The organism is Streptomyces sp. NPDC044704, assembly GCF_056433525.1.
In genome coordinates this window covers 368986-388581 of record NZ_JBWKGY010000005.1, presented here as the reverse complement: position 1 = coordinate 388581, position 19596 = coordinate 368986, and the positions used below count along the sequence as shown (strand labels likewise).

Sequence of the window (19596 nt, the reverse complement as noted above, 5' to 3'; positions counted from 1 at the left end):
GTGATCCATGCCGGAGCCGCGGCCCCCGTCCGGACCCGCCCCTCACGAGCCCCCGCCGACCGGCGGGCAGCCGGAGGAAGCGGAGGTCCTGCGGCACATCCTCCGCAGCCCCGGATACCTGAAGGCGCTGGTCCTGTGCGCCCTCATCGGCATCCCGGTGTCCCTCGCCGCGTTCTGGTTCCTCGTCGCCCTGCACGAGCTGGAGCACACCCTGTGGGCGGACCTGCCCGAGGGTTTCGGCTGGTCCGCGCCGCCCTGGTGGTGGCCGCTGCCGCTGCTGCTCTTCGCCGGAGCCGCCGTCGGCCTGGTCGCCTCGCGCCTGCCCGGTGCGGGCGGGAACGTGCCCGGGGCCGGGCTGCACACGGAAGGCGCCTCCTCGGCCGCACTGCCCGGGATCCTGCTCGCGGCGGCGGCGTGCCTGCCGTTCGGCGCCGTCCTGGGGCCCGAGGCCCCGCTGATCGCCCTGGGCGGCGGCCTGGCCCTGCTGTTCCGGGACCTGTCGAAGGCACCGGCGACCCCGCAGAGCCTGGCCCTGCTGGGCGCGGCCGGGTCCGCGGCCGCCATGTCCGCGATCTTCGGCAACCCGCTGATCGCCGCGGTGCTGCTGATCGAGGTGGCGGGCGTGGGCGGACCGAGGCTGTTCGCGGTCATGCTGCCCGCCCTGCTGTCCAGCGGCGTCGGGTTCCTGGTGTTCACGGGGCTCGGGAGCTGGACGGGACTGGGCACCGGGAACCTGTCCCTGGAGCTGTACGCGCCGGCGCCCCGGCTGGACGTGCCGGACGTGTTCTGGGCGGTGGCCGTCGGGGCGGTCTTCGCCCTCGCCCTGCACCCCGTGGCGGCCGGCGCCCGGGCCGTCGCCGGCTACGTGGCGGGGCGGACCTTCGTACGGACCGTGCTGTGCGCCCTCGGCGCGGCGGCCTGCGCCGCCCTCTACGCCCTGGTCACCGGCCGTTCGCCCGCCGAGGCCGCGCTGTCCGGGCAGGCCGCCCTCGCCTCGCTGGCCGCCGATCCGCACGCCTGGGGCGTCGGCGCGCTGATCGCCGTCCTGGCCTTCAAGGGCGCCGCCTACACGCTCTGCCTCGGCAGTCTGCGCGGCGGCCCCGTCTTCCCCGCGCTGTTCCTCGGCGCCGCGGCGGGGCTGCTGCTGGCACCGCTGCCGGGCCTGGGCATCGCCGCCGGGATGGCGGCGGGGGCGGCTGCGGCCACGGCGACCATGCTGCGGCTGCCGGTGAGCAGTGTGGTGCTCGTGGTACTGCTGCTGGGCAGTCCGGCGATGATGCCCGTCGTGATCCTGGCGGCCGTGGTCGCCTTCGTGGTCACGGAGCTGCTGCCCGCGGGGCGGGAGACGTCCGCCGCGGTGCCCGCGCCGGCCGGAGGGACGTGACGGCGGGGCTGCGGGGGTGACGGCCTGCGGGGATGACGGTGGGGATGACGGTGGGGATGGCGGTGGGGATGCGGTGGGGAAAGGCCCCGCCCGGGGAGCCGGGCGGGGCCTTCACGCGCGGGGGACGGTCAGCACCGGAGCCCCTTCGAGGCGGCGGTCGTGGTCTCGTCGAGGGTCTGGATCTTCGGCTGGAGCTGGGTGAGGGCGTCCTTGCCGGTGGTGTCGCCCGGCATGGCCTCGTAGGACTTCTTGATGTCCTCGGCGGAGGCCTGCACCGCGGCGCGCTCGGCCTCCTTGAGGGCGGCGGTGTTCTCCTTGACGTTCTCCCAGTCCTGCTGGACGGCGTCGACGGCAGACTTGACCTGGTCCTTCGTCGCATTGGCGGGGTCCAGGGCCTTCAGCTTGGCGTTGTCGGCCTTCAGCGCGGCGAGGTTGGTGCAGAGCTCGGCCGCGGTCTGGGTGGCCTTGCTGGCCTCAGCGGCGGGCGAGTCACTGTCGTCCGAGGAGCACGCGCTGAGACCGAGCAGTGCGCTGACGCACAGCGCGGCGATCACCGGGAAACGCTTCATGGAGGGGCCTTCCTCAACGAGACAGGGCAGACGTACGGGACTTGTCAGTACATATGCCAATATCCGTATCGATCGACACGCGCCGCGCCCGGACACCCACCGTTCGGAGTCGCCCCGGATGCCGCGCGCCCCACGGGCGGTCCGCGGCGCCGCGCGAAACACTCACCCCGGGCGGCACCGATATCTGTCGCCGCCGCGTGAGAATTAAACACGACGCCCTGTGAACATTTCTCACGCATACGACCCGCCGGAATTATTCACCCCACCAAGCCGCTCCCACCGTGCTACTGTCGTTACCAGTTGCAGTTGTGGTTCCCAAAAAACTCCAAGTGCCTCCACCCGCTTCGTGCAGGTGGAAGCACTTCTGTATTTCCGGTGCTTTTTTCCGGACGGGGCAATCATCGCGGCGACGCGGAATCCGCACAGTGCGGATTCCGGGCACTGCCCCGAAGGAGATTTGACATGGCATCTGGCACCGTGAAGTGGTTCAACGCCGAAAAGGGTTTCGGTTTCATCGAGCAGGACGGTGGCGGCCCTGACGTGTTCGCCCACTACTCGAACATCGCCTCCCAGGGCTTCCGCGAGCTCCAGGAAGGCCAGAAGGTGAACTTCGACATCGCGCAGGGCCAGAAGGGCCCGACGGCCGAGAACATCGTTTCCGCCTGACGCACGCGCACAGGACGAGCCGGGTCCCGCACCTTGGGGTGCGGGCCCCGGCTCGTCCTTTTTCGGCACGGCACGCGGACCTGCGGCTCCGGATGAGAATTCCGTACGAGCCCCCGCGACCCGCCCGACCGCCGGCCCATTCGGCCCGCCCCCCATTTTCTTTTCCCACACGGCCCGTTCTCGCTATTCTCCGCGCGGTTTTCTCGCTGCGGGAATTCCTTGATACGCGCCACATCAAGGAAGGTTCCGCATGAACCGCACCCGTACGAATGAACGCTCTTCCCGCGCCCGCACCCGCACCGGAAACCCGGGCGGCTCCTGGTCCGCCCCCACCCGTTCGGCGGCCCCCGCCCGCAGCGGTGGTTACGGACGCCCGAGCGGCGGATACGGCCGACGGTCCAACTCCGTGCAGGGGGAGTTCGCCCTGCCCAAGACGATCACCCCCGCGCTGCCCCCCGTCGAGGCGTTCGCGGACCTCGACATGCCCGCCGAGCTGCTCGCGGCGCTCACCGTGCAGGGAATGTCGGTGCCGTTCCCGATCCAGGGCGCGACCCTCCCGAACACCCTCGCGGGCCGCGACGCGCTCGGCCGCGGACGCACCGGCTCCGGCAAGACGCTCGCCTTCGGCCTGGCCCTGCTCGCCCGTACCGCGGGCCGCCGCGCCGAGCCCAGGCAGCCGCTCGCGCTGGTCCTCGTACCCACCCGCGAGCTCGCGCAGCAGGTCACCGACGCGCTCACCCCGTACGCCCGCTCCATCAGGCTGCGGCTCGCGACCGTCGTCGGCGGCATGTCCATCGGCAAGCAGGCCGGGGCGCTGCGCGGCGGCGCCGAGGTCGTCGTCGCGACGCCCGGCCGGCTGAAGGACCTCATCGACCGGGGTGACTGCCGCCTCGACCAGGTGGACATCACCGTCCTCGACGAGGCCGACCAGATGGCCGACATGGGCTTCATGCCGCAGGTCACGGCCCTGCTCGACCAGGTACGCCCCGGCGGTCAGCGGATGCTGTTCTCCGCGACCCTGGACCGCAACGTCGACCTGCTGGTCCGCCGCTACCTGAACGACCCCGTCGTGCACTCCGTCGACCCGTCGGCGGGCGCCGTCACGACGATGGAGCACCACGTGCTGCACGTCCACGGCGCCGACAAGCAGGCCACGACGACCGAGATCGCCGCCCGCGAGGGCCGCGTGATCATGTTCCTGGACACCAAGCACGCGGTGGACCGGCTGACCCAGGACCTGCTGAACAGCGGCGTCCGGGCGGCCGCGCTGCACGGCGGCAAGTCGCAGCCCCAGCGGACCCGCACCCTGGCGCAGTTCAAGACCGGGCACGTCACCGTGCTGGTCGCCACCAACGTCGCCGCGCGCGGCATCCACGTCGACAACCTCGACCTGGTCGTCAACGTGGACCCGCCCACCGACCACAAGGACTACCTCCACCGCGGCGGCCGCACCGCCCGCGCCGGCGAGTCCGGCAGCGTCGTCACCCTCGTCACGCCCCAGCAGCGGCGCGCCATGACCCGCCTGATGTCGGACGCCGGGATCAGCCCCACGGTCACCCAGGTCCGCTCCGGCGAGGCCGAGCTGAACCGCATCACGGGCGCCCGGACCCCCTCCGGCGTCCCGGTGGTCATCACCGCCCCGCCGGCCGAGCGCACCCCGCGCAGCGCCACCTCCCGCGGCGGGCGCGGCCGCCCCTCGCAGGCACGGCGCCGTCCGGCCCGCGCGCAGTCGGGACAGTCCGGGCAGCCCGGGCAGTCCCCGCTGGGCGCCGCGGCCTGAGGCCGCGGAACGCCCCGGTTCCCGTCGTCGAAGTCCCGTCCGGCCCGTCCCCCTTCTCCACCTGTGAGGTCCCATGCGCTGCGTCATCGCCCGCTTCCCCTTCGACCTGACCAAGAGCGGCGTGCTGGAAACGATGAAGGGCGTCAAGCCCGAGCCGGTCACCGGTGAGTCCGTGATCATCGGCCGCCGGCAGTACCCGGTGATGCAGGTGGGTGAGGTCGTCACCCGCCAGGACCGCCGCGACTTCAGCGCCGGAGAGGTCGTACGGGCCATGGCCCAGCTCGGCTTCACCTGCCGCACCCTCCCCCGCGAGCCCGCGCCCGCACCCGCCCTCACCCCCCTCCAGCGGGCCGCGGCGGCGCTCGGAACACCGGTCTCCGTCTGATCCACCGGACCCGCCCGCAGGTGGGGACGCCGACGCCGCCCCGAGGGCGGGGCGACGGCGGAACCTGCGGATGGTGTTGAATTTCCTTCGGGGCCCCGGTGCCGTACGGCGCCGGGGCCCCGACACGTTCCCGGAGGAGGTGCGGATGACGGCGGACAACCCGCTCGGCGACCGACTGGAAGACGACGATTACCCCGCCTACACGATGGGGCGCGCGGCCGAGATGCTCGGGACCACTCCCGGCTTCCTCCGCGCGATCGGCGAGGCCCGGCTGATCACCCCGCTGCGCTCCGAGGGCGGGCACCGCCGCTATTCGCGGTACCAGCTGCGGATCGCGGCCCGCGCCCGGGAACTCGTCGACCAGGGCACTCCGGTCGAGGCCGCCTGCCGCATCGTCATCCTCGAGGACCAGCTCGAAGAGGCACAGCGCATCAACGCCGAGTACCGCCGCGCCGCGGGACGGCCGGACGACGACACCGGCTGAGCCCCCGCACCGTCCCCGCCCCCTGCTTCCGGCGGCCGTACGGGAAATCTCCGCGCCCCGCCCGCGGACCGCCGGTTACCGTCCTCGGGCGGACCGGGGCATCGGTCCGACGGAACGGGCGACGGATCACGACGGGGTGTGACGGATGGACGAGAACGACGCGCTGGCACGGCGTTTCGAGGAGCACCGCCCCCACCTGCGGGCGGTGGGCTACCGGATGCTGGGCTCGCTCGGCGACGCGGAGGACGCCGTCCAGGAGGCGTGGCTGCGGCTCAGCCGCTCCGACGCCGGCGCCGTCGACAACCTCGGCGGCTGGCTGACCACGGTGGTCGGACGGATCTGCCTGGACATGCTGCGCTCCCGCACCACCCGGCGGGAGGAGCCGCTGGAGGTCCGTGACCAGCCGGTTCGGCTGCCCGACCCGGTCGTCAGCGGGCCCGACCGGATCGACCCCGAGCAGGAAGTGCTGCTGGCCGACTCGGTCGGCATCGCCCTGATGGTCGTACTGGAGACCCTGGCCCCGGCCGAGCGGCTCGCCTTCGTCCTGCACGACATGTTCGCGGTGACCTTCGAGGAGATCGCGCCCGTCCTCGGCAGGACCCCCGCCGCGACCCGCCAGCTCGCCAGCCGCGCCCGCCGCCGCGTCCAGGGCGCGGCGCCCGCTCCCGACAGCGACCTGACCCGGCGCCGGGAGGTCGTCGACGCCTTCCTCGCCGCGTCGCGCGGCGGGGACTTCGAGGCCCTGGTCGCCGTACTCGACCCGGGGATCGTGGCCCGGTCCGACGGGGGCGCGCTGCTGCCCAGCCTGCTGCGGCGCGGCGCGGCCGACGTGGCGTCCCAGGCGATCGCCTTCGCCCGGTTCGCCGAATCCGCCTACCCGGCGCTGGTCAACGGCACGCCCGGCGTGGTCTCCATGGCGCAGGGCAAGCCGCTGTCGGTCATGGCGTTCACCATCCAGGGCGGCCGGATCACCGCGCTCGACATCCTCACCGACCCCGAGCGGCTGGCGCGGATCGACCTGGGCGCGGTCCTCCCGGGCTGAACCGGTCGGTGGTCCGGGGTCCGCTGGTCCGGGGTCCGCTGGTCCGTTCGTCCCCTGGTCCGTTGGTTCGTTGGTCCGTTGGTTCGTTGGTCCGTTGGTTCGTTGGTCCGTCCGTCCTTCGGTCAGCGGTCGGTGGTCCCCGGGTCCAGCTGGTCGGCGAACCGCCGCAGCGCCCTGGCGCCGAGGGGTTCCATCAGGGGCGCCAGCGCCCGGCCGGCCAGCCGGACCCCGGCCGTCCGGATCCCGGGCTGCCGGGCTGCCGGCAGGCGGAGGGCGCCGAAGAAGGCGAAGCGGGTTCCGTTGCCGTCCGGTACGGCGGCCATGCCCCCGAGGACGAAGCGGCTCTGCATGAGGCACCAGCCGGGGCGCAGGACGACGTCGAAGCGGGTCCGCAGGCCGAGGGGGCTGCGGGCGAGGGCTTCGAGACGGTCGCCGGCGGTGGCCGTCACGGTGAACTCGCCGATGTCGGTGACCAAGCGGGGCATCTGGTGTTCCAGGTCCCGGGCCAGTTCCCAGACCCGGTCGAAGGGGGCGGCGAGGCGGTCCTCGGCGTAGGCCGCGCCGGGGGTGGTGCGGGCGACCACCCGGAGCCTGCCGACGGCGTCGAGTTCGGCGACGGGCCAGGAGTCCTTCAACGTTCCCACGCCTTCCGGAAGTTGCGCCGGGCCCGGAAGAGGCGGGTCCGCACGGTGGGTTCGGGCACCCCGAGGAGTGCGCTGACGGAGTGTTCGTCCAGCCCTTCGAGGTCGCGCAGGACCAGGACGGCGCGGTGGTCCGGGGACAGCCGCTCCAGTACGTCGCGGACGTCGGCGGCGAGCTGCGGGTCGTCCCGGGCGGGGACCTGGTCGAGCGGGTCGGGGACGGTGCGGGCGCCCGCGCGCGCGATGCGCACGGCCTCCCGTACGGCGATCACCCGGACCCAGCCGAACAGGGCCGCCGGTTCCCGGAGCCGGCCGATGTTCCGGAAGATCACGATCAGGGCTTCCTGGGTGGCGTCCGCGCCGTCCTGGAGGGCGATGGGGCCGCACAGCCGCCCGACGTAGGGGGTGAGCAGGTCCAGCAGCTCCTGGACGGCCATGCGGTCGCCGCGCTGGGCGGAGCGTACGAGCGCGGCCGCATCGGGGCGGGCGGCCGCGCCGGCGCCGCCCGGGGCGGCGGGCGGTGGGCCGGACGGGGGGCCGGCGGGCCCGGTCCGCGGGATCCTCATGGCGGCTTCCTCCTTGACGGTGTGTCGGGGGGAAGAGTGCGCGGACCGGCCGGACATTCCCGTGACCCGCGTCACATCGCGGGAGGGGCCGGGGCGCCGGTCGCGGTCCGCGAGGCAGGGCGCGGTCAACGCGTCCCGGTCATCGGCGGGTTGAGGCGGGCGAAGCCCTCCTGGCGCTCGTACGGGAAGTACGGGTACGGCGCCGGCCGGTGGCTCGCGGCGTCGAGGCGGGCCGCCTGCTCGGGCGTCAGGGACCAGCCGACCGCGCCGATGTTCTGCCGGAGCTGCTCCTCGTTGCGCGCGCCGACGATGACGGAGGAGACGGTGGGGCGTTGCAGCAGCCAGTTGATGGCCACCTGGGGGACGGTCCGGCCGGTCTCCCGGGCCACCTCGTCGAGGACGTCGACGACGTCGTAGAGGTGCTCGTCGTCCACCGGCGGTCCGTAGTCGGCGGTGTCGTGCAGGCGGCTGCCCTCGGGCAGCGGGCGACCCCGGCGCAGTTTTCCGGTGAGGCGGCCCCAGCCCAGCGGGCTCCACACGACGGCGCCGACGCCCTGGTCGTGGCCGAGCGGCATCAGCTCCCACTCGTAGTCGCGGCCGACGAGCGAGTAGTAGACCTGGTGGGCCACGTAGCGGGGGAAGCCGTGCCGGTCGGCGGCGGAGAGGGACTTCATCAGCTGCCAGCCGGCGAAATTGGAGACGCCGACGTACCGGATCTTGCCGGCCCGGACGAGCTGGTCGAGGGCGGACAGCACTTCTTCGACGGGGGTGGCGGCGTCGAAGGCGTGCAGTTGGAAGAGGTCGATGTAGTCGGTGCCGAGGCGGCGCAGGGCGTCCTCGGTCGCCCTGATCAGGCGGGAGCGGGAGGTCCCGGCATCCATGGGACCGTCTCCCGTCGGCAGGCCGGCCTTGGTGGACAGGATCACCTGGTCGCGGCGTCCCCGGACCGCCTGGCCCAGCACTTCCTCGGAGGCCCCCTCCGAGTACACGTCGGCGGTGTCGAACATCGTGATGCCGGCTTCGATGCAGATGTCCACGAGGCGGCGCGCCTCCTGCGCGTCGGTGGTGCCCCAGGCGCCGAACAGCGGGCCGCTGCCACCGAAGGTGCCGGCCCCGAAGCTCAGGGCGGGGACCTTGAGACCGGACGTTCCGAGCTGCCTGTATTCCATGACGGATCCCTCCAGAAAGCAGTAATGGCACCGCAGACCCTTTAAGGTGATCCCAACGTAACAGGAGACCATCGCTAATGGAACCGGAGAACCGTTATGGCTTCGAGTGATGCCGCCGAGCCGGCCGAGTCGAGCGCGCCCGGGGGGAACACCGGGACCGGGGGAGACACCGAACCCGAACCTGCCGAGCCGGGGACCGTGCGACCCGGGGGCCGGACGGCCCGGGTCCGGGCGGCCGTGCTCCGGGCGGCCGGGGACACCCTGGCCGAGCAGGGCTTCCACGCTCTGGACCTGGCAGAGATCGCCCGCCGCGCGGACGTCGGCAAGACCACCGTCTACCGCCGCTGGGGCACGGTCGCCGGACTGGTCGCCGACCTGCTGACGGACATGGCCGAACAGTCGCTGCCCCGCACCGAGACGGGCTCCCTGCTCGACGACCTCACGGCCAACGCGGCCCTCGTCCGGCGCACGCTGACCGACCCCCGCCAGGGGCCCCTGTTCAAGGCGGTGATCGCGGCGGCCGCGAGCGACCCGAGGACGGCCGAGGCCCTGCACCGCTTCTACGAGGTCCGCGTCGCGGAATGGGCGCCCTGCGTACGGGAGGCCGTCGAGCGGGGCGAACTGCCGCCGGGCACCGACCCCTCCGAGGTCATCCGGGCCGTCTCCGCCCCGCTGTACTACCGCTTCCTCACCACCGCCGCCCCCCTCGACGAGGCCGCCGCCGACCGCGCGGCACTGGCGGCACTGGCGGCGGCCCGCGCGGGGGCGTACGCCTGACGGGGGCGGGGTCGGGGCGGGGGGTCCGGGCGGGGGCGGTGTTCCCCGCGCGGACGGGTGTCTCCGCGCGGGTCGGTCAGGTGCGGTCGACGAAGACGCTGGTCGACTTCACCCGGGCGGTGGCGCGCATGCCGACCGCGAGGCCCAGCTCCTCCACGGCCTCCCGGGTCAGCAGGGACACCACCCGGTGCGGGCCGGCCTGAATCTCCACCTGCGCGCTGACCGTCCCCAGCTTGATCCCGGTCACGATCCCCGGGAAGGCGTTGCGAGCCGACGTGTACGGGGCGTCCTCGCCCTCGGCGCCCTCCTGGGCCACCTCGACGCAGAACACCGCCAGGTCCGGCCCGTCGACGATGCGGCGGTTGCCCTCGCGACGGGTGGGGAAGCGGCCCGCGTCCGCCCAGCGGCGTGCGGTGTCGCTGCTCACGCCGAGCAGCCGGGCTGCCTGGCCGATCGTGTAGGACTCCATGGAGCGCAGCCTAGGGTGTCGGCCCGCCGCCACCGCCCCCGGCCGTGAACGCGGTGTCGGAGGCCGGTGTTTCACGTGAAACACCGGCCGTCCACCGCCGCCCGAGTACCGGGTGTTCGGGTGGTACGGAGATCCAGGGGCGGCCGCGCCGCCCCTGCGGGACCGACGAGGAGGCACACCGTGCACACGCCCCTGACCGCCATCGGGGCACCCGCCCCCTCCCAGCCGAAACCGTCCCCCACGGCGATCGCGGTGGTGGTGATCCTCGGCTCGTTCATGATCGTCCTTGACACCACCGTCCTGGGCGTCGCCCTCGGAGGGCTCTCCCGGCACTTCCAGGCCCCGCTCGCCACCCTCCAGTGGACGGCGACCGGTTACACGCTGGCCCTCTCGGCCGTCATCCCGGTCACCGCCTGGGCGTCGGGCCGGTTCGGCACCAAGCGGCTCTACATGCTCTCCATGGCCGTGTTCGGCGTCGGTTCGGCCCTGGCGGGCCTCGCCTGGTCCATCGAGACCCTGATCGCCTTCCGGGTCCTCCAGGGGCTGGGCGGCGGCATGCTGGTGCCGCTGGGGATGGCCATGGTGCTGAACGCCTCCGCCCCGGAGCACAAGGGCCGGATGATGGGCCTGCTGGGCCTTCCCGTACTGGTGGGACCGCTGGTCGGGCCGGTGCTCGGCGGCTGGCTGGTCGACGCGGCCTCGTGGCGCTGGATCTTCTTCATCAACGTGCCGGTCGGCATCCTCGCCCTGGTGCTCGCCGCGCGGACCTTACCCCGCGAGGCGGTCGGTGCGGCCGGCCGCCTCGACGTCCTCGGCCTGGTGCTGCTCTCCACCGGACTCGCGGCGCTGATCTACGGACTGGCCACCGGCGGCGAGCACGGCGACTTCTCCTCGGCCGGGGCGCTGGTGCCGGCCGTGGTGGGGGCGGCCCTGGTGCTGGGCTTCGTCTTACGGGCGCTGACGACCCGTGCCCCGCTGCTGGACCTGCGGCTGCTGAAGGTGCGGGCCTTCGCCAGCGGGATCGGCACCCTGGCCCTGTTCGCCGGCGCCTACTTCGGGGCGATGATGCTGGTGCCGATGTACTACCAGCTGGTCCGGGGCGAAAGCGCGACGGCGTCCGGGCTGCTGGGCGTGCCGCAGGTGATCGCCACGGGGGTCGCCCTCCAGGTCACGAGCCGGCTGACCGACCGGATCCCCGCCGGGCGCGTCGTCCCGGCCGGGATCGTGCTCGCGGTCCTCGGGTACGGGCTCTTCACCCTGCGGCTCGGCGCCGGCACTCCCTACTGGCAACTGGTCGGCGCGCTCACCGTGGCCGGGGCCGGGGCGGGCATGACGATGATGCCGACCGTCACCGGCGCCACCCGGGGCTTCGCCGCCGCCCAGGTACCGGCGGCCTCCACCCTGATCAACATCAACTCGCAGATCGCCGGTTCCGCCGGTACGGCGCTGCTGTCGGTCCTGCTCACCACGTCCGCGGCCGGGGCCGGGGGACTGGTCGAGGCCGGCGCCGCCTCGGCTCCCGCACTGGCCGCGGCCTTCCGGGAGACCTACGTCTGGGTGGTCGCCCTGATGGCGGCCTCCCTGGTTCCGGCCCTCTTCCAGCCCCGCCGCTGAAACGGACCGATCCGACGGCCTACCCACCCCGCCGTTGCTCCAGGAAGTCCCGCTGGTCGGCGAGGAGGCCGGGCGGGAACAGGGCCCGCGGGGCGAACAGGGCCGTCAGGGTCAGCCGCCAGGAGGAGCGCTCGACGGGGGTGCGGACGAGGGCGTGGGTGGCGGCGGGATAGCGGCGGACGGTGAGGGTGCCGGGGGCGAGCAGCTCCCGGTAGACGGCCTCGGTCTCGGCTCCGTCCACGTTGAGGTCGTCGGCGCCGGAGAGCAGCAGCACCGGTACCGGGGGCATCGCGCGCAGGTCCGCGCGGGCGTCGGCGGTGTGGTTGCGGCTGATGAACGTCCAGCGGGCGGCGCTCAGGTCCGGATCCGCGTCCGGGCCGGACCGGTACTCCGCGTACGTCGCCCCGCGCCGCAGCAGCTCCAGGGTGGTCTCCCGGGCGCGCAGGGCGGCCGCGGTGCGTTCGGGGCCGGCGCCCTCGGCACGCAGCTCGGACCGCAGGTGGTACTCGCCCTGGCGGTGCCAGTTGACGGCCGTGCCGACCGCGATGACGAAGGCCACGCCCGGCGCCGGGACCCGGGCCACCACCTTGGGCATCACCCATCCGGCCTGGCTGGCGCCCCACAGGCCGATCCGGTCCCCGTCGATCCCGGGGCGGGTCCGGGCCCAGGCGAGGGCGTCGGCCGTCTCGCGGGCGCGGTCGTCCATGGACTGGGAGAGCCAGTCGGCGGGCTTGTCGAGGGACAGCGAGGCGTACCCGGCACGGGCGAAGGCCTCCCAGTAGGGCCGGTAGAAGCCGTCGTGGGTGGCGTCCGCCTCCCCGTCGCCGTGCACGAACACGACGAGCGGGAAGGGGCCGGAGCCGGTGTCGGGGGTGGCCAGCACCCCCGGCAGCTCCCGGCCGCCGGCCGGGACCGTGACCCGCTGTTCGCGCAGGTCGTAGCTGTTCTGCCAGAGCACGACGCCCGTGAGGGCGGCGGCCACGAGGACGACGGCGGCCAGGGTGACGGTCAAGGCCTTGCGCATGGCCCCTCCTTCTCGGTCGGTCCCGGTCGGCTCACAGTATCTATCATTCAGAAAACGATCGTAGCGTCAATGAACGTATTACGCTTGTGCCCATGACGACGGAGAGCGGCCGCACCCGGGTGCGGCCAGGGGTGCCCGAGGGCGCCGAGGAGCGGGTGGCCGAGCTGTACTGGGAGGCCTTCGGCCGGAAACTGGGCGCCGCGCTGGGCCCGGCCGCGGCGGGGCGCCGGTTCATCGCCGCCCACCTGCACCGGGACCGAGCCCTGACCGCCCTGGCCGAGGACGGCCGCGTGCTCGGGGTGGCCGGCTACCAGCTCGCCGGACGGGGCCTCGTAGGCGGCGACGCGGCCGCCGTCAGGGCCCAGTACGGGCAGGTCAGGGGCCTGTACCGGGTGTTCCTGCTGGCGCTGCTGGAGCGCACCCCGGCCCGTGGCGAGCTCGTCATGGACGGCATCGCCGTGGATCCCGCGGCGCGCGGGCGGGGCATCGGCGGGCTGCTCCTCGACGGGATCGAGGAGGTGGCGGCCGAACGGGGCTGCCGACGGATCCGGCTGGACGTGATCGCCGAGAACCCCCGCGCCCGGGCCCTGTACGAGCGGCGCGGGTTCACGGCCGCGCGGGTGCGGCGCACGCCGTGGCTGCGGGACGTGCTGGGCTTCGGAGCCGTGACGACGATGCACAAGGCGGTGGCGGCCCGATGAGCGCGGGACGACCGGTGGAAACGACCGGGCCAGTGGAGGGGCCCGGTGCCGTGGCGGGGCCCGTGGTTCCGACGCGGCTCGTGGTGCACGCGCTGGTCCGCGAGGACGGTTCCGTGGACGCCGCAGAGCTGTACGAGGTCGCGGCCGCGCTCGGCATGACCGACCAGCAGGTGCGGCTGTGCGTGAAGCGGCTCGCGGCGGAGGGCCGCTTCACGCAGGAGGGCCGCGGCCGGCGGGCCGTACTGCGGCTCACGGGGGCGGCGGACGCGGCGGCGGCCGGTCTGCCACTGGTCCCCGAGGTGGACTTCGTCCGGCACGCCTACCGGCAGGACGGCGGGCTGGAGCCGTGGGACGGGGTCTGGCACCTGTACGCCTTCGCCGTCCCGGAATCGGCCCGGACCGCCCGGGACGCACTGCGGGACACCCTGACCGCGCTCGGCGCCGCCCCCGTGCAGGGCGGGCTGTACGTCACCCCGAACGACATCGGCGCGTACGTACGGGCCCGCGCGGCGGAACTGGGCGTCAGCGACGGGCTGACCTGCCTGAGCAGCCGGGACCTCACGGTGGGCGGAACCACCGATCCGGTGGCCCTGGCGGCCCGGCTGTGGCCGCTGGAGGAGATCGCGGGGCGGTACGCGGCCCTGCACGCCCTCGCCGCGGGCTCCCCGGGCCCCGGTCCCGCCGACGGCCCGGGGGCCCCTCTCGCCCACGCGGTGACCCTGGCGGCCGCCTTCGGGGAGGCCATGCTCCCGGACCCGCTCCTGCCGCCCGAGCTGCTGCCGGACCCGTGGCCGGGCGCTGTGGCGCGCGCGGCGGCGGCTACGGCCTGGGCCCGGCTCCGGTCGGCCGCGGACCCGGACGGCCCGCGCCTGTTCCGGCTCTATGCCGAGGCGGTCACGCCCCCGCCGTAGGTCGTGTCGCTGCTGGTCAGCCCGTTGTTTCACGTGAAACGGCATGCCGTGTCGAAAAAATATGCGGGTATCCAGCGGTTCAGGCGGGTATATCCCCCTGGACAGCGACCGCGCAGGACGACGGCCCCGCCCACGGGACCACACCGTCGGAGGAGAGCGCAGAGCGATGGACCGTACAGACCTCACCGACGTCGGAACGCACGAAGCCCGGGCCCTCTCGGTGGCCCTGTTCCAGCGGCTGGCCGCGCTCGACGAGGGCACGGCGGAGTACTCGTACGTCCGCAACACCCTCGTCGAGCTGAACCTGAGCCTGGTGAAGTACGCCGCCCGGCGCTTCCGGGGCCGGAGCGAGCCGATGGAGGACATCGTCCAGGTCGGCACGATCGGCCTGATCAAGGCCATCAACCGGTTCGACCCCGAGCGCGGGGTCGAGTTCACCACCTTCGCGATGCCGACCATCACCGGCGAGATCAAGAGGTTCTTCCGCGACACGAGCTGGGCCGTGAAGGTCCCCCGCCGGCTCCAGGAGCTGCGGATCGACTCCGCCAAGGTGCACGACGCGCTCGAACAGGACCTCGGGCGCGAGCCCACGGACGCGGAGATGGCCGAGCGGCTGCACGTCACGCCGGAGGAGTTCTCGGAGGGCCAGAAGGCGGCCCGCGCCTACTCCGCCCGCTCGCTGGACGCCCCGGCGCCCGAGGACACCGAACGCGACCCGGTCGCCGAGCGGGCCTCGCTCGGCGAGGAGGAGCCGGCGTACGACACGATCGAGTGCCTGGAGTCCCTCAAGCCGATGTTGGCCGGGCTGCCCGACCGGGAGCGGGCGCTGCTGGCGCTGCGGTTCGGGCAGGAACTGACCCAGTCCGAGATCGGGGACCGGCTGGGCCTGTCCCAGATGCACGTCTCCCGGCTGCTGAACCGCACCCTGACCCGCCTGCGCGGCGGCCTCCTCACGGACGCGTAGCCCGGCTCACATGCGCGTAGCCGGCGGAACGGACGCGTAGCGCGGTAGATGCGTGCCCGGCGCGTCAGCCGCCCGGACCGGGCTCGGGGGCCGGTCCCGGGGCGGTGACCTCCAGCCAGACCGTCTTGCCGGTCCGGCCGTCCGCCGAAGGTTCCCAGCCCCAGCCCTTCGCGAGCCGCGCCAGCAGGATCAGCCCGTGTCCTCCGGGACGCGACCGGACTTCCGCCGGCCGCGCGCGCGGCGGCTCGTCGCTGTCGTCGCTGACCTCGACCCGCAGCCGTCCGGGGCTGTGCCGGAGGACCAGTTCACGCGGCCCGCCCGCGTGCAGGCAGGCGTTCGTGACCGCCTCGGACACCAGCAGGAGGGCATCCTCCGTCTCCTCCGCACCGTCCGGCCACAGCCAGTCGTCGAGGGCCCTGCGAGTGAAGTCCCGGCACCGGGTCACGACCCCGGTCGTGGCGCCGCCCAGGACGAGCCTCCGCGTCTGCTCCGCCACCGGCTCTCCCGTCTCCGCCCTGCCCCTCGGCGCCGCACCTACCCGGCCCCGCCTCGGACAATCCCATGCTTTGCTCCACGAGAACACGCCGGGGCCGCCCGTCGTACCGGCCGAGCGCCGAAAATCAGTCCCGAATGGGCACAAAGAGGGCGTGGAGCAGGAAGATCCGCGGCGAAGGGGGCGCCGAACGGCACGAAGAACCCTTCGCTCCCTGGCGGTGAGCGAAGGGTCCCGTCGTGGACGTTCCACCGGTCTCCCCCGTGGAGCGGCTGCCGTGAAAGTAGGCCGCCGTCCGCCGCCGGGGCGAGGCCCGGGCCCGCGATCCGTCAAGTCAGCGCCCCGCCCCGAAGCTCCGGCCACGCCGGACCGGAGGCACCCCGGGGTCCACATCCTGGACAACTACCCTCGGTACATGAACGCAGAAGCCGCTGCCCTCGCCTCAGTGAAAGACGCCGACCGGAAGCACGTCTTCCATTCCTGGTCGGCGCAGGAGCTCATCGACCCGCTCGCCGTGGCCGGGGCGGAGGGCTCGTACTTCTGGGACTACCAGGGCAACCGTTACCTCGACTTCTCCAGTGCGCTCGTCTACACCAACATCGGCTACCAGCACCCCAAGGTCGCCGCCGCCATCGCGGAGCAGGCCGCCAAGCTCTGTACCGTCGCCCCCGGTCTCGCCGTGGACGTCCGTTCCGAGGCGGCCCGGCTGATCGCCGAGCGCACCCCCGGCGACCTCGACAAGATCTTCTTCACGAACGCGGGCGCCGAGGCCGTGGAGAACGCCGTACGGATGGCCCGGCTGCACACCGGCCGGCCCAAGGTCATGTCCGCCTACCGGTCGTACCACGGCGCCACGTCCACCGCGATCAACCTGACCGGTGACGCGCGCCGCTTCGGCAACGACAGCGCGACCGCCGGTGTCGTCCACTTCTGGGGACCGTTCCTGTACCGCTCGCCGTTCCACGCGGCGAACGAGGCCGAGGAGTCCGCGCGCGCCCTGCGCCACCTGGAGGACACCATCGTCTTCGAGGGCCCGCAGTCCATCGCCGCGATCATCCTGGAGACCGTCGGCGGCGCCCCCGGCGTGCTCGTCCCGCCTCCCGGCTACCTCGCGGGCGTGCGCGAGCTGTGCGACCGCTACGGGATCGTGTTCATCCTGGACGAGATCATGGTCGGTTTCGGGCGCACCGGTAAGTGGTTCGCCGCCGAGCACTGGGACGTCACCCCCGACCTCCTCTGCTTCGCCAAGGGCATCACCAGCGGGTACGTGCCGCTCGGCGGTGTCGCCATCTCCGCCGCCATCGCCGAGACCTTCGCCCGCCGGCCCTACCCGGGCGGTCTGACGTACTCCGGTCACGTCCTGGCCTGCGCCGCCGCCGTCGCGACGGTCAACACGATGGCGGAGGAGGGCATCGTCGAGCAGTCCGCCCGCACCGGCTCGGAACTGCTCGGTCCGGGCCTGCGGGCGCTCGCCGAGCGGCACCCGTCGGTCGGCGAGGTGCGCGGCATGGGCACCTTCTGGGCCCTGGAACTCGTCCGCGACCGGGAGACCCGCGAGCCGCTGGTCCCGTACAACGCCTCCGGCGGCGACAACGCGCCGATGGCGGAGTTCGGGGCGGCCTGCAAGAAGGGCGGCCTGTGGCCGCTGACCGCCGGGAACCGGATCCACGTCGCCCCGCCCTGCAACATCTCCGCCCAGGACGTGGCGAAGGGCCTCGGAATCCTTGACGAGGCCCTCAGCGTCGCCGACGCACACATGGTCTGACCTGCGGGTTTGTGGGGTCGCCCAATCCGTGGGTGCCGGTGTTCGGATGATTCGCGCGGTGGTTAACCCGCCGTACACATGCTGCAATCCGTGCAGGAACCGCAGCGAACGACACCTGCGGGCCCAAGCACCTACGGACCGGGATGCACGTCAGTCCCGGGGCGGCCCCACGGGGCCGAACGGCGGGGAGCGGGACGTCCTTCAACGGGCGGGCGCTGGACGCCGGGCGTACGGGATCCAGACAACCGGACTCCGTGTTCCCGAGACCCGAAGGAAGACAGCATGAGCAAGCACGTCCTGGCGCAGAACCAGTACGGCAAGGCCGAGAACCGCATCGTCAAGGTCACCCGCAAGGGCAACGACGGTTCCTGGCACGAGATCCGCGACCTCAACGTCTCGGTCGCGCTCCGTGGTGAGTTCCGCGACGTCCACCTGACCGGCGACAACGCCAACTGCCTGCCGACCGACACCACCAAGAACACGGTGTACGCCTTCGGCAAGGAGCACGGCATCGCCTCCCCCGAGGCCTTCGGCATCCTGCTCGCCAAGCACTTCGTCTCCTCCCAGCAGCCGATCCGCGAGGCGCAGATCCGCATCGAGGAGTACGTCTGGGACCGCATCCCGGTCCCGACGCGCAAGGAGCAGCACTCCTTCGTCCGCAAGGGCCAGGAGGTGCGCACCGCGCAGATCACCTACAGCGAGACCACGGGTCTCCAGGTCATCTCGGGTCTGAAGGACCTGACGGTGATGAACTCGACGAACTCCGAGTTCCACGGCTACATCAAGGACAAGTACACGACCCTCCAGGAGGCGTACGACCGCATCCTGGCGACCAAGGTCACCTCGCGCTGGGCGCATTCGGCGCTGGCCGCCGACGACCCGCAGTACGACTGGGACCAGTCGTACAAGAAGGTCCGCAAGCACATGCTGGAAGCCTTCGCCGAGACGTACTCCTACTCGCTCCAGCAGACCCTGAACCAGATGGCCGAGCGGGTGCTCGACAACTGCCCGAAGGTCAACGAGGTCCGGCTGAACCTCCCCAACAAGCACCACTTCCTCGTCGACCTGGAGCCCTTCGGCCTCAAGAACGACAACGAGGTCTACTTCGCGGCGGACCGGATGTACGGCCTGATCGAGGGCACCATCCACCGTGACGGCGTGCAGCCGGTGATCGCCACGTCCGACTGGATCGTCGCCTAGGCCCCCTTCGGTCGCCACGGCCCGGACCGCGTCGCGGGGTCCGGGCCGTGGCGCTGCCCGGGCTACTCCGGGTCCCGGTCCCGGCCCACCAGGAGGTTCCAGCGGCCGGCGCGCCCGCTGAGGGTGGTGACGGTGTCCGGCCGGACGTCGAGGCGCCAGAACGCGGCGGCCGGCAGCTCCAGCGCCGCGACCACGGCCGCCCGTACGACGGCCTGCGCGACCACGGCGTGGTGCCGGCCGGGTTCCAGGGCGGCCAGGTGGGCCCCGGTGCGGGCGATCAGGGCGGCCACGGACTCCCCACCGCCCGGAGGCGCGTACTCCGGGTCGGTGAGCCAGCTCCGGACGGCCTGCGGGTCCTCGGCGGCGACCTCCTCCAGGGTCCGCCCGGCCCACGCGCCCGTGGCGGGCCCGGCCAGGCCCTCGTGTCCCGGGCAGGGATCCCCGTGTCCGAACCGGCCCTGACGGGCGTCCGGGCCGAGCGGCGGGGTGGTCAGGTGCACGCGTACGGAGGGCATGGGGGGAGCGTAGGGCGCTCCGACCAGCGCGCGAGAGGGCGCGTGCGCGCCGTGGCGTTCCGGCCACCCGCGCGGTACGTTCTCGACGACATGACGAAGGTATGACGGAAGCACCGGTGAAACTCCGGCACGGTCGCGCCACTGTGAATCCCCTCGCACGATGGAGGGGAGAAGTCAGACCCGCCACCTTCGGTTCGAGCACCACTGACCGGGACGCGTGTTCCCCCTGGAGGTTCTGCCATGGCTCACTCCGCCGTACCCACGACGGCTCCCGCCGCGATCACCCCGATCTCCCTCTCCGCACTGGCCCCCTGGGCCGTCTTCGCGGGCGTGCTGACCCTCGTACTGCTCTACTTCGTCGGCGTCGAGCAGGGCGCCACCGCCCTCTTCGAGGGCGAGACCATCCACGAGTGGCTGCACGACGGCCGCCACCTGCTCGGCTTCCCCTGCCACTGATCACCTCCCGCTGATCAGCCG

Annotated in this window: 22 protein-coding genes; 14 read left to right on the top strand and 8 right to left on the bottom strand. The window is 73.1% G+C overall.

The window, feature by feature from the left end; genetic code table 11:
- Positions 1-7 precede the first annotated feature (7 nt).
- Positions 8-1384 (top strand): chloride channel protein, encoded by a 1377-nt coding sequence (locus tag AC07B0_RS15660; protein WP_478898387.1) that lies wholly within the window; start codon positions 8-10, stop codon positions 1382-1384.
- Between the two features lie 128 nt (positions 1385-1512).
- Here the strand turns inward: AC07B0_RS15660 and AC07B0_RS15655 are convergent, their stop codons facing one another.
- Positions 1513-1953: a type IV pili methyl-accepting chemotaxis transducer N-terminal domain-containing protein gene (locus AC07B0_RS15655; protein ID WP_356873504.1), complete on the bottom strand. Its 441-nt coding sequence runs from the start codon at positions 1951-1953 to the stop codon at positions 1513-1515.
- 462 nt (positions 1954-2415) lie between these two features.
- On the opposite strand from AC07B0_RS15655, the gene AC07B0_RS15650 reads away from it, so the two are divergent.
- The 5 genes from AC07B0_RS15650 to AC07B0_RS15630 all read left to right on the top strand — a co-directional run bounded on the left by AC07B0_RS15650 (position 2416) and on the right by AC07B0_RS15630 (position 6310).
- Positions 2416-2619 (top strand): cold-shock protein, encoded by a 204-nt coding sequence (locus tag AC07B0_RS15650; RefSeq protein ID WP_030206327.1) that lies wholly within the window; start codon positions 2416-2418, stop codon positions 2617-2619.
- A gap of 250 nt (positions 2620-2869) precedes the next feature.
- Positions 2870-4399: a DEAD/DEAH box helicase gene (locus AC07B0_RS15645; protein ID WP_478898385.1), complete on the top strand. Its 1530-nt coding sequence runs from the start codon at positions 2870-2872 to the stop codon at positions 4397-4399.
- Positions 4400-4472: 73 nt separating this feature from the next.
- Positions 4473-4784 (top strand): SCO5918 family protein, encoded by a 312-nt coding sequence (locus AC07B0_RS15640; protein WP_356873500.1) that lies wholly within the window; start codon positions 4473-4475, stop codon positions 4782-4784.
- A gap of 145 nt (positions 4785-4929) precedes the next feature.
- Positions 4930-5268 (top strand): MerR family transcriptional regulator, encoded by a 339-nt coding sequence (locus AC07B0_RS15635; protein ID WP_281207462.1) that lies wholly within the window; start codon positions 4930-4932, stop codon positions 5266-5268.
- Positions 5269-5413: 145 nt separating this feature from the next.
- Positions 5414-6310, top strand: coding sequence for a sigma-70 family RNA polymerase sigma factor (locus tag AC07B0_RS15630; RefSeq protein WP_467298084.1), 897 nt, complete (start codon positions 5414-5416; stop codon positions 6308-6310).
- Between the two features lie 122 nt (positions 6311-6432).
- On the opposite strand, the gene AC07B0_RS15625 is transcribed toward AC07B0_RS15630, so the two are convergent.
- From AC07B0_RS15625 to AC07B0_RS15615, 3 genes are all read right to left on the bottom strand, one after another.
- On the bottom strand, positions 6433-6954 hold the full coding sequence (locus AC07B0_RS15625; protein WP_478898382.1) for a hypothetical protein: 522 nt from the start codon (positions 6952-6954) through the stop codon (positions 6433-6435).
- The gene (locus tag AC07B0_RS15620) at positions 6942-7517 is read right to left on the bottom strand and encodes an RNA polymerase sigma factor (protein ID WP_478898380.1); all 576 of its coding nucleotides are present in this window, start codon (positions 7515-7517) and stop codon (positions 6942-6944) included. The genes AC07B0_RS15625 and AC07B0_RS15620 overlap by 13 nt, the downstream gene beginning before the upstream one ends.
- Positions 7518-7642: 125 nt before the next feature.
- Positions 7643-8686 carry an aldo/keto reductase gene (locus tag AC07B0_RS15615; RefSeq protein ID WP_478898378.1) on the bottom strand — a complete coding sequence of 348 codons (1044 nt, stop codon included), beginning with the start codon at positions 8684-8686 and terminating at the stop codon, positions 7643-7645.
- Positions 8687-8782: 96 nt separating this feature from the next.
- Here AC07B0_RS15615 and AC07B0_RS15610 point away from each other — a divergent pair, with 96 nt between their 5' ends.
- A complete protein-coding gene (locus AC07B0_RS15610) occupies positions 8783-9463 on the top strand; it encodes a TetR/AcrR family transcriptional regulator (RefSeq protein ID WP_478898376.1) in 681 nt (226 codons plus the stop codon).
- A gap of 76 nt (positions 9464-9539) precedes the next feature.
- On the opposite strand, the gene AC07B0_RS15605 is transcribed toward AC07B0_RS15610, so the two are convergent.
- A complete protein-coding gene (locus AC07B0_RS15605) occupies positions 9540-9932 on the bottom strand; it encodes a TOBE domain-containing protein (protein WP_356873486.1) in 393 nt (130 codons plus the stop codon).
- Between the two features lie 180 nt (positions 9933-10112).
- Between AC07B0_RS15605 and AC07B0_RS15600 the strand changes: the two genes are divergently transcribed.
- Positions 10113-11546, top strand: a complete 1434-nt coding sequence (locus AC07B0_RS15600; protein ID WP_478898374.1) for a DHA2 family efflux MFS transporter permease subunit — start codon at positions 10113-10115, stop codon at positions 11544-11546.
- A gap of 19 nt (positions 11547-11565) precedes the next feature.
- On the opposite strand, the gene AC07B0_RS15595 is transcribed toward AC07B0_RS15600, so the two are convergent.
- The gene (locus AC07B0_RS15595) at positions 11566-12570 is read right to left on the bottom strand and encodes an alpha/beta hydrolase family protein (protein WP_478898372.1); all 1005 of its coding nucleotides are present in this window, start codon (positions 12568-12570) and stop codon (positions 11566-11568) included.
- Positions 12571-12662: 92 nt separating this feature from the next.
- On the opposite strand from AC07B0_RS15595, the gene AC07B0_RS15590 reads away from it, so the two are divergent.
- From AC07B0_RS15590 to AC07B0_RS15580, 3 genes are all read left to right on the top strand, one after another.
- A complete protein-coding gene (locus AC07B0_RS15590) occupies positions 12663-13271 on the top strand; it encodes a GNAT family N-acetyltransferase (protein WP_478898370.1) in 609 nt (202 codons plus the stop codon).
- A gap of 62 nt (positions 13272-13333) precedes the next feature.
- Positions 13334-14182, top strand: a complete 849-nt coding sequence (locus AC07B0_RS15585) for a PaaX family transcriptional regulator C-terminal domain-containing protein (protein ID WP_356873478.1) — start codon at positions 13334-13336, stop codon at positions 14180-14182.
- A 166-nt stretch (positions 14183-14348) separates the two neighbouring features.
- Positions 14349-15146: a SigB/SigF/SigG family RNA polymerase sigma factor gene (locus AC07B0_RS15580; RefSeq protein WP_467298066.1), complete on the top strand. Its 798-nt coding sequence runs from the start codon at positions 14349-14351 to the stop codon at positions 15144-15146.
- 64 nt (positions 15147-15210) lie between these two features.
- Here the strand turns inward: AC07B0_RS15580 and AC07B0_RS15575 are convergent, their stop codons facing one another.
- On the bottom strand, positions 15211-15642 hold the full coding sequence (locus AC07B0_RS15575) for an ATP-binding protein (RefSeq protein ID WP_478898368.1): 432 nt from the start codon (positions 15640-15642) through the stop codon (positions 15211-15213).
- A gap of 412 nt (positions 15643-16054) precedes the next feature.
- On the opposite strand from AC07B0_RS15575, the gene AC07B0_RS15570 reads away from it, so the two are divergent.
- Together AC07B0_RS15570 and pucL are read left to right on the top strand one after the other, a co-directional pair.
- Positions 16055-17404: an aminotransferase class III-fold pyridoxal phosphate-dependent enzyme gene (locus tag AC07B0_RS15570; protein WP_478898366.1), complete on the top strand. Its 1350-nt coding sequence runs from the start codon at positions 16055-16057 to the stop codon at positions 17402-17404.
- 282 nt (positions 17405-17686) lie between these two features.
- The gene (gene pucL / locus AC07B0_RS15565; protein WP_356873470.1) at positions 17687-18604 is read left to right on the top strand and encodes a factor-independent urate hydroxylase; all 918 of its coding nucleotides are present in this window, start codon (positions 17687-17689) and stop codon (positions 18602-18604) included.
- Positions 18605-18666: 62 nt separating this feature from the next.
- Here the strand turns inward: pucL and AC07B0_RS15560 are convergent, their stop codons facing one another.
- Positions 18667-19119 (bottom strand): histidine phosphatase family protein, encoded by a 453-nt coding sequence (locus AC07B0_RS15560; protein WP_469377276.1) that lies wholly within the window; start codon positions 19117-19119, stop codon positions 18667-18669.
- Between the two features lie 240 nt (positions 19120-19359).
- Between AC07B0_RS15560 and AC07B0_RS15555 the strand changes: the two genes are divergently transcribed.
- The gene (locus AC07B0_RS15555) at positions 19360-19575 is read left to right on the top strand and encodes a CbtB domain-containing protein (RefSeq protein ID WP_356873467.1); all 216 of its coding nucleotides are present in this window, start codon (positions 19360-19362) and stop codon (positions 19573-19575) included.
- Positions 19576-19596: the final 21 nt, after the last annotated feature.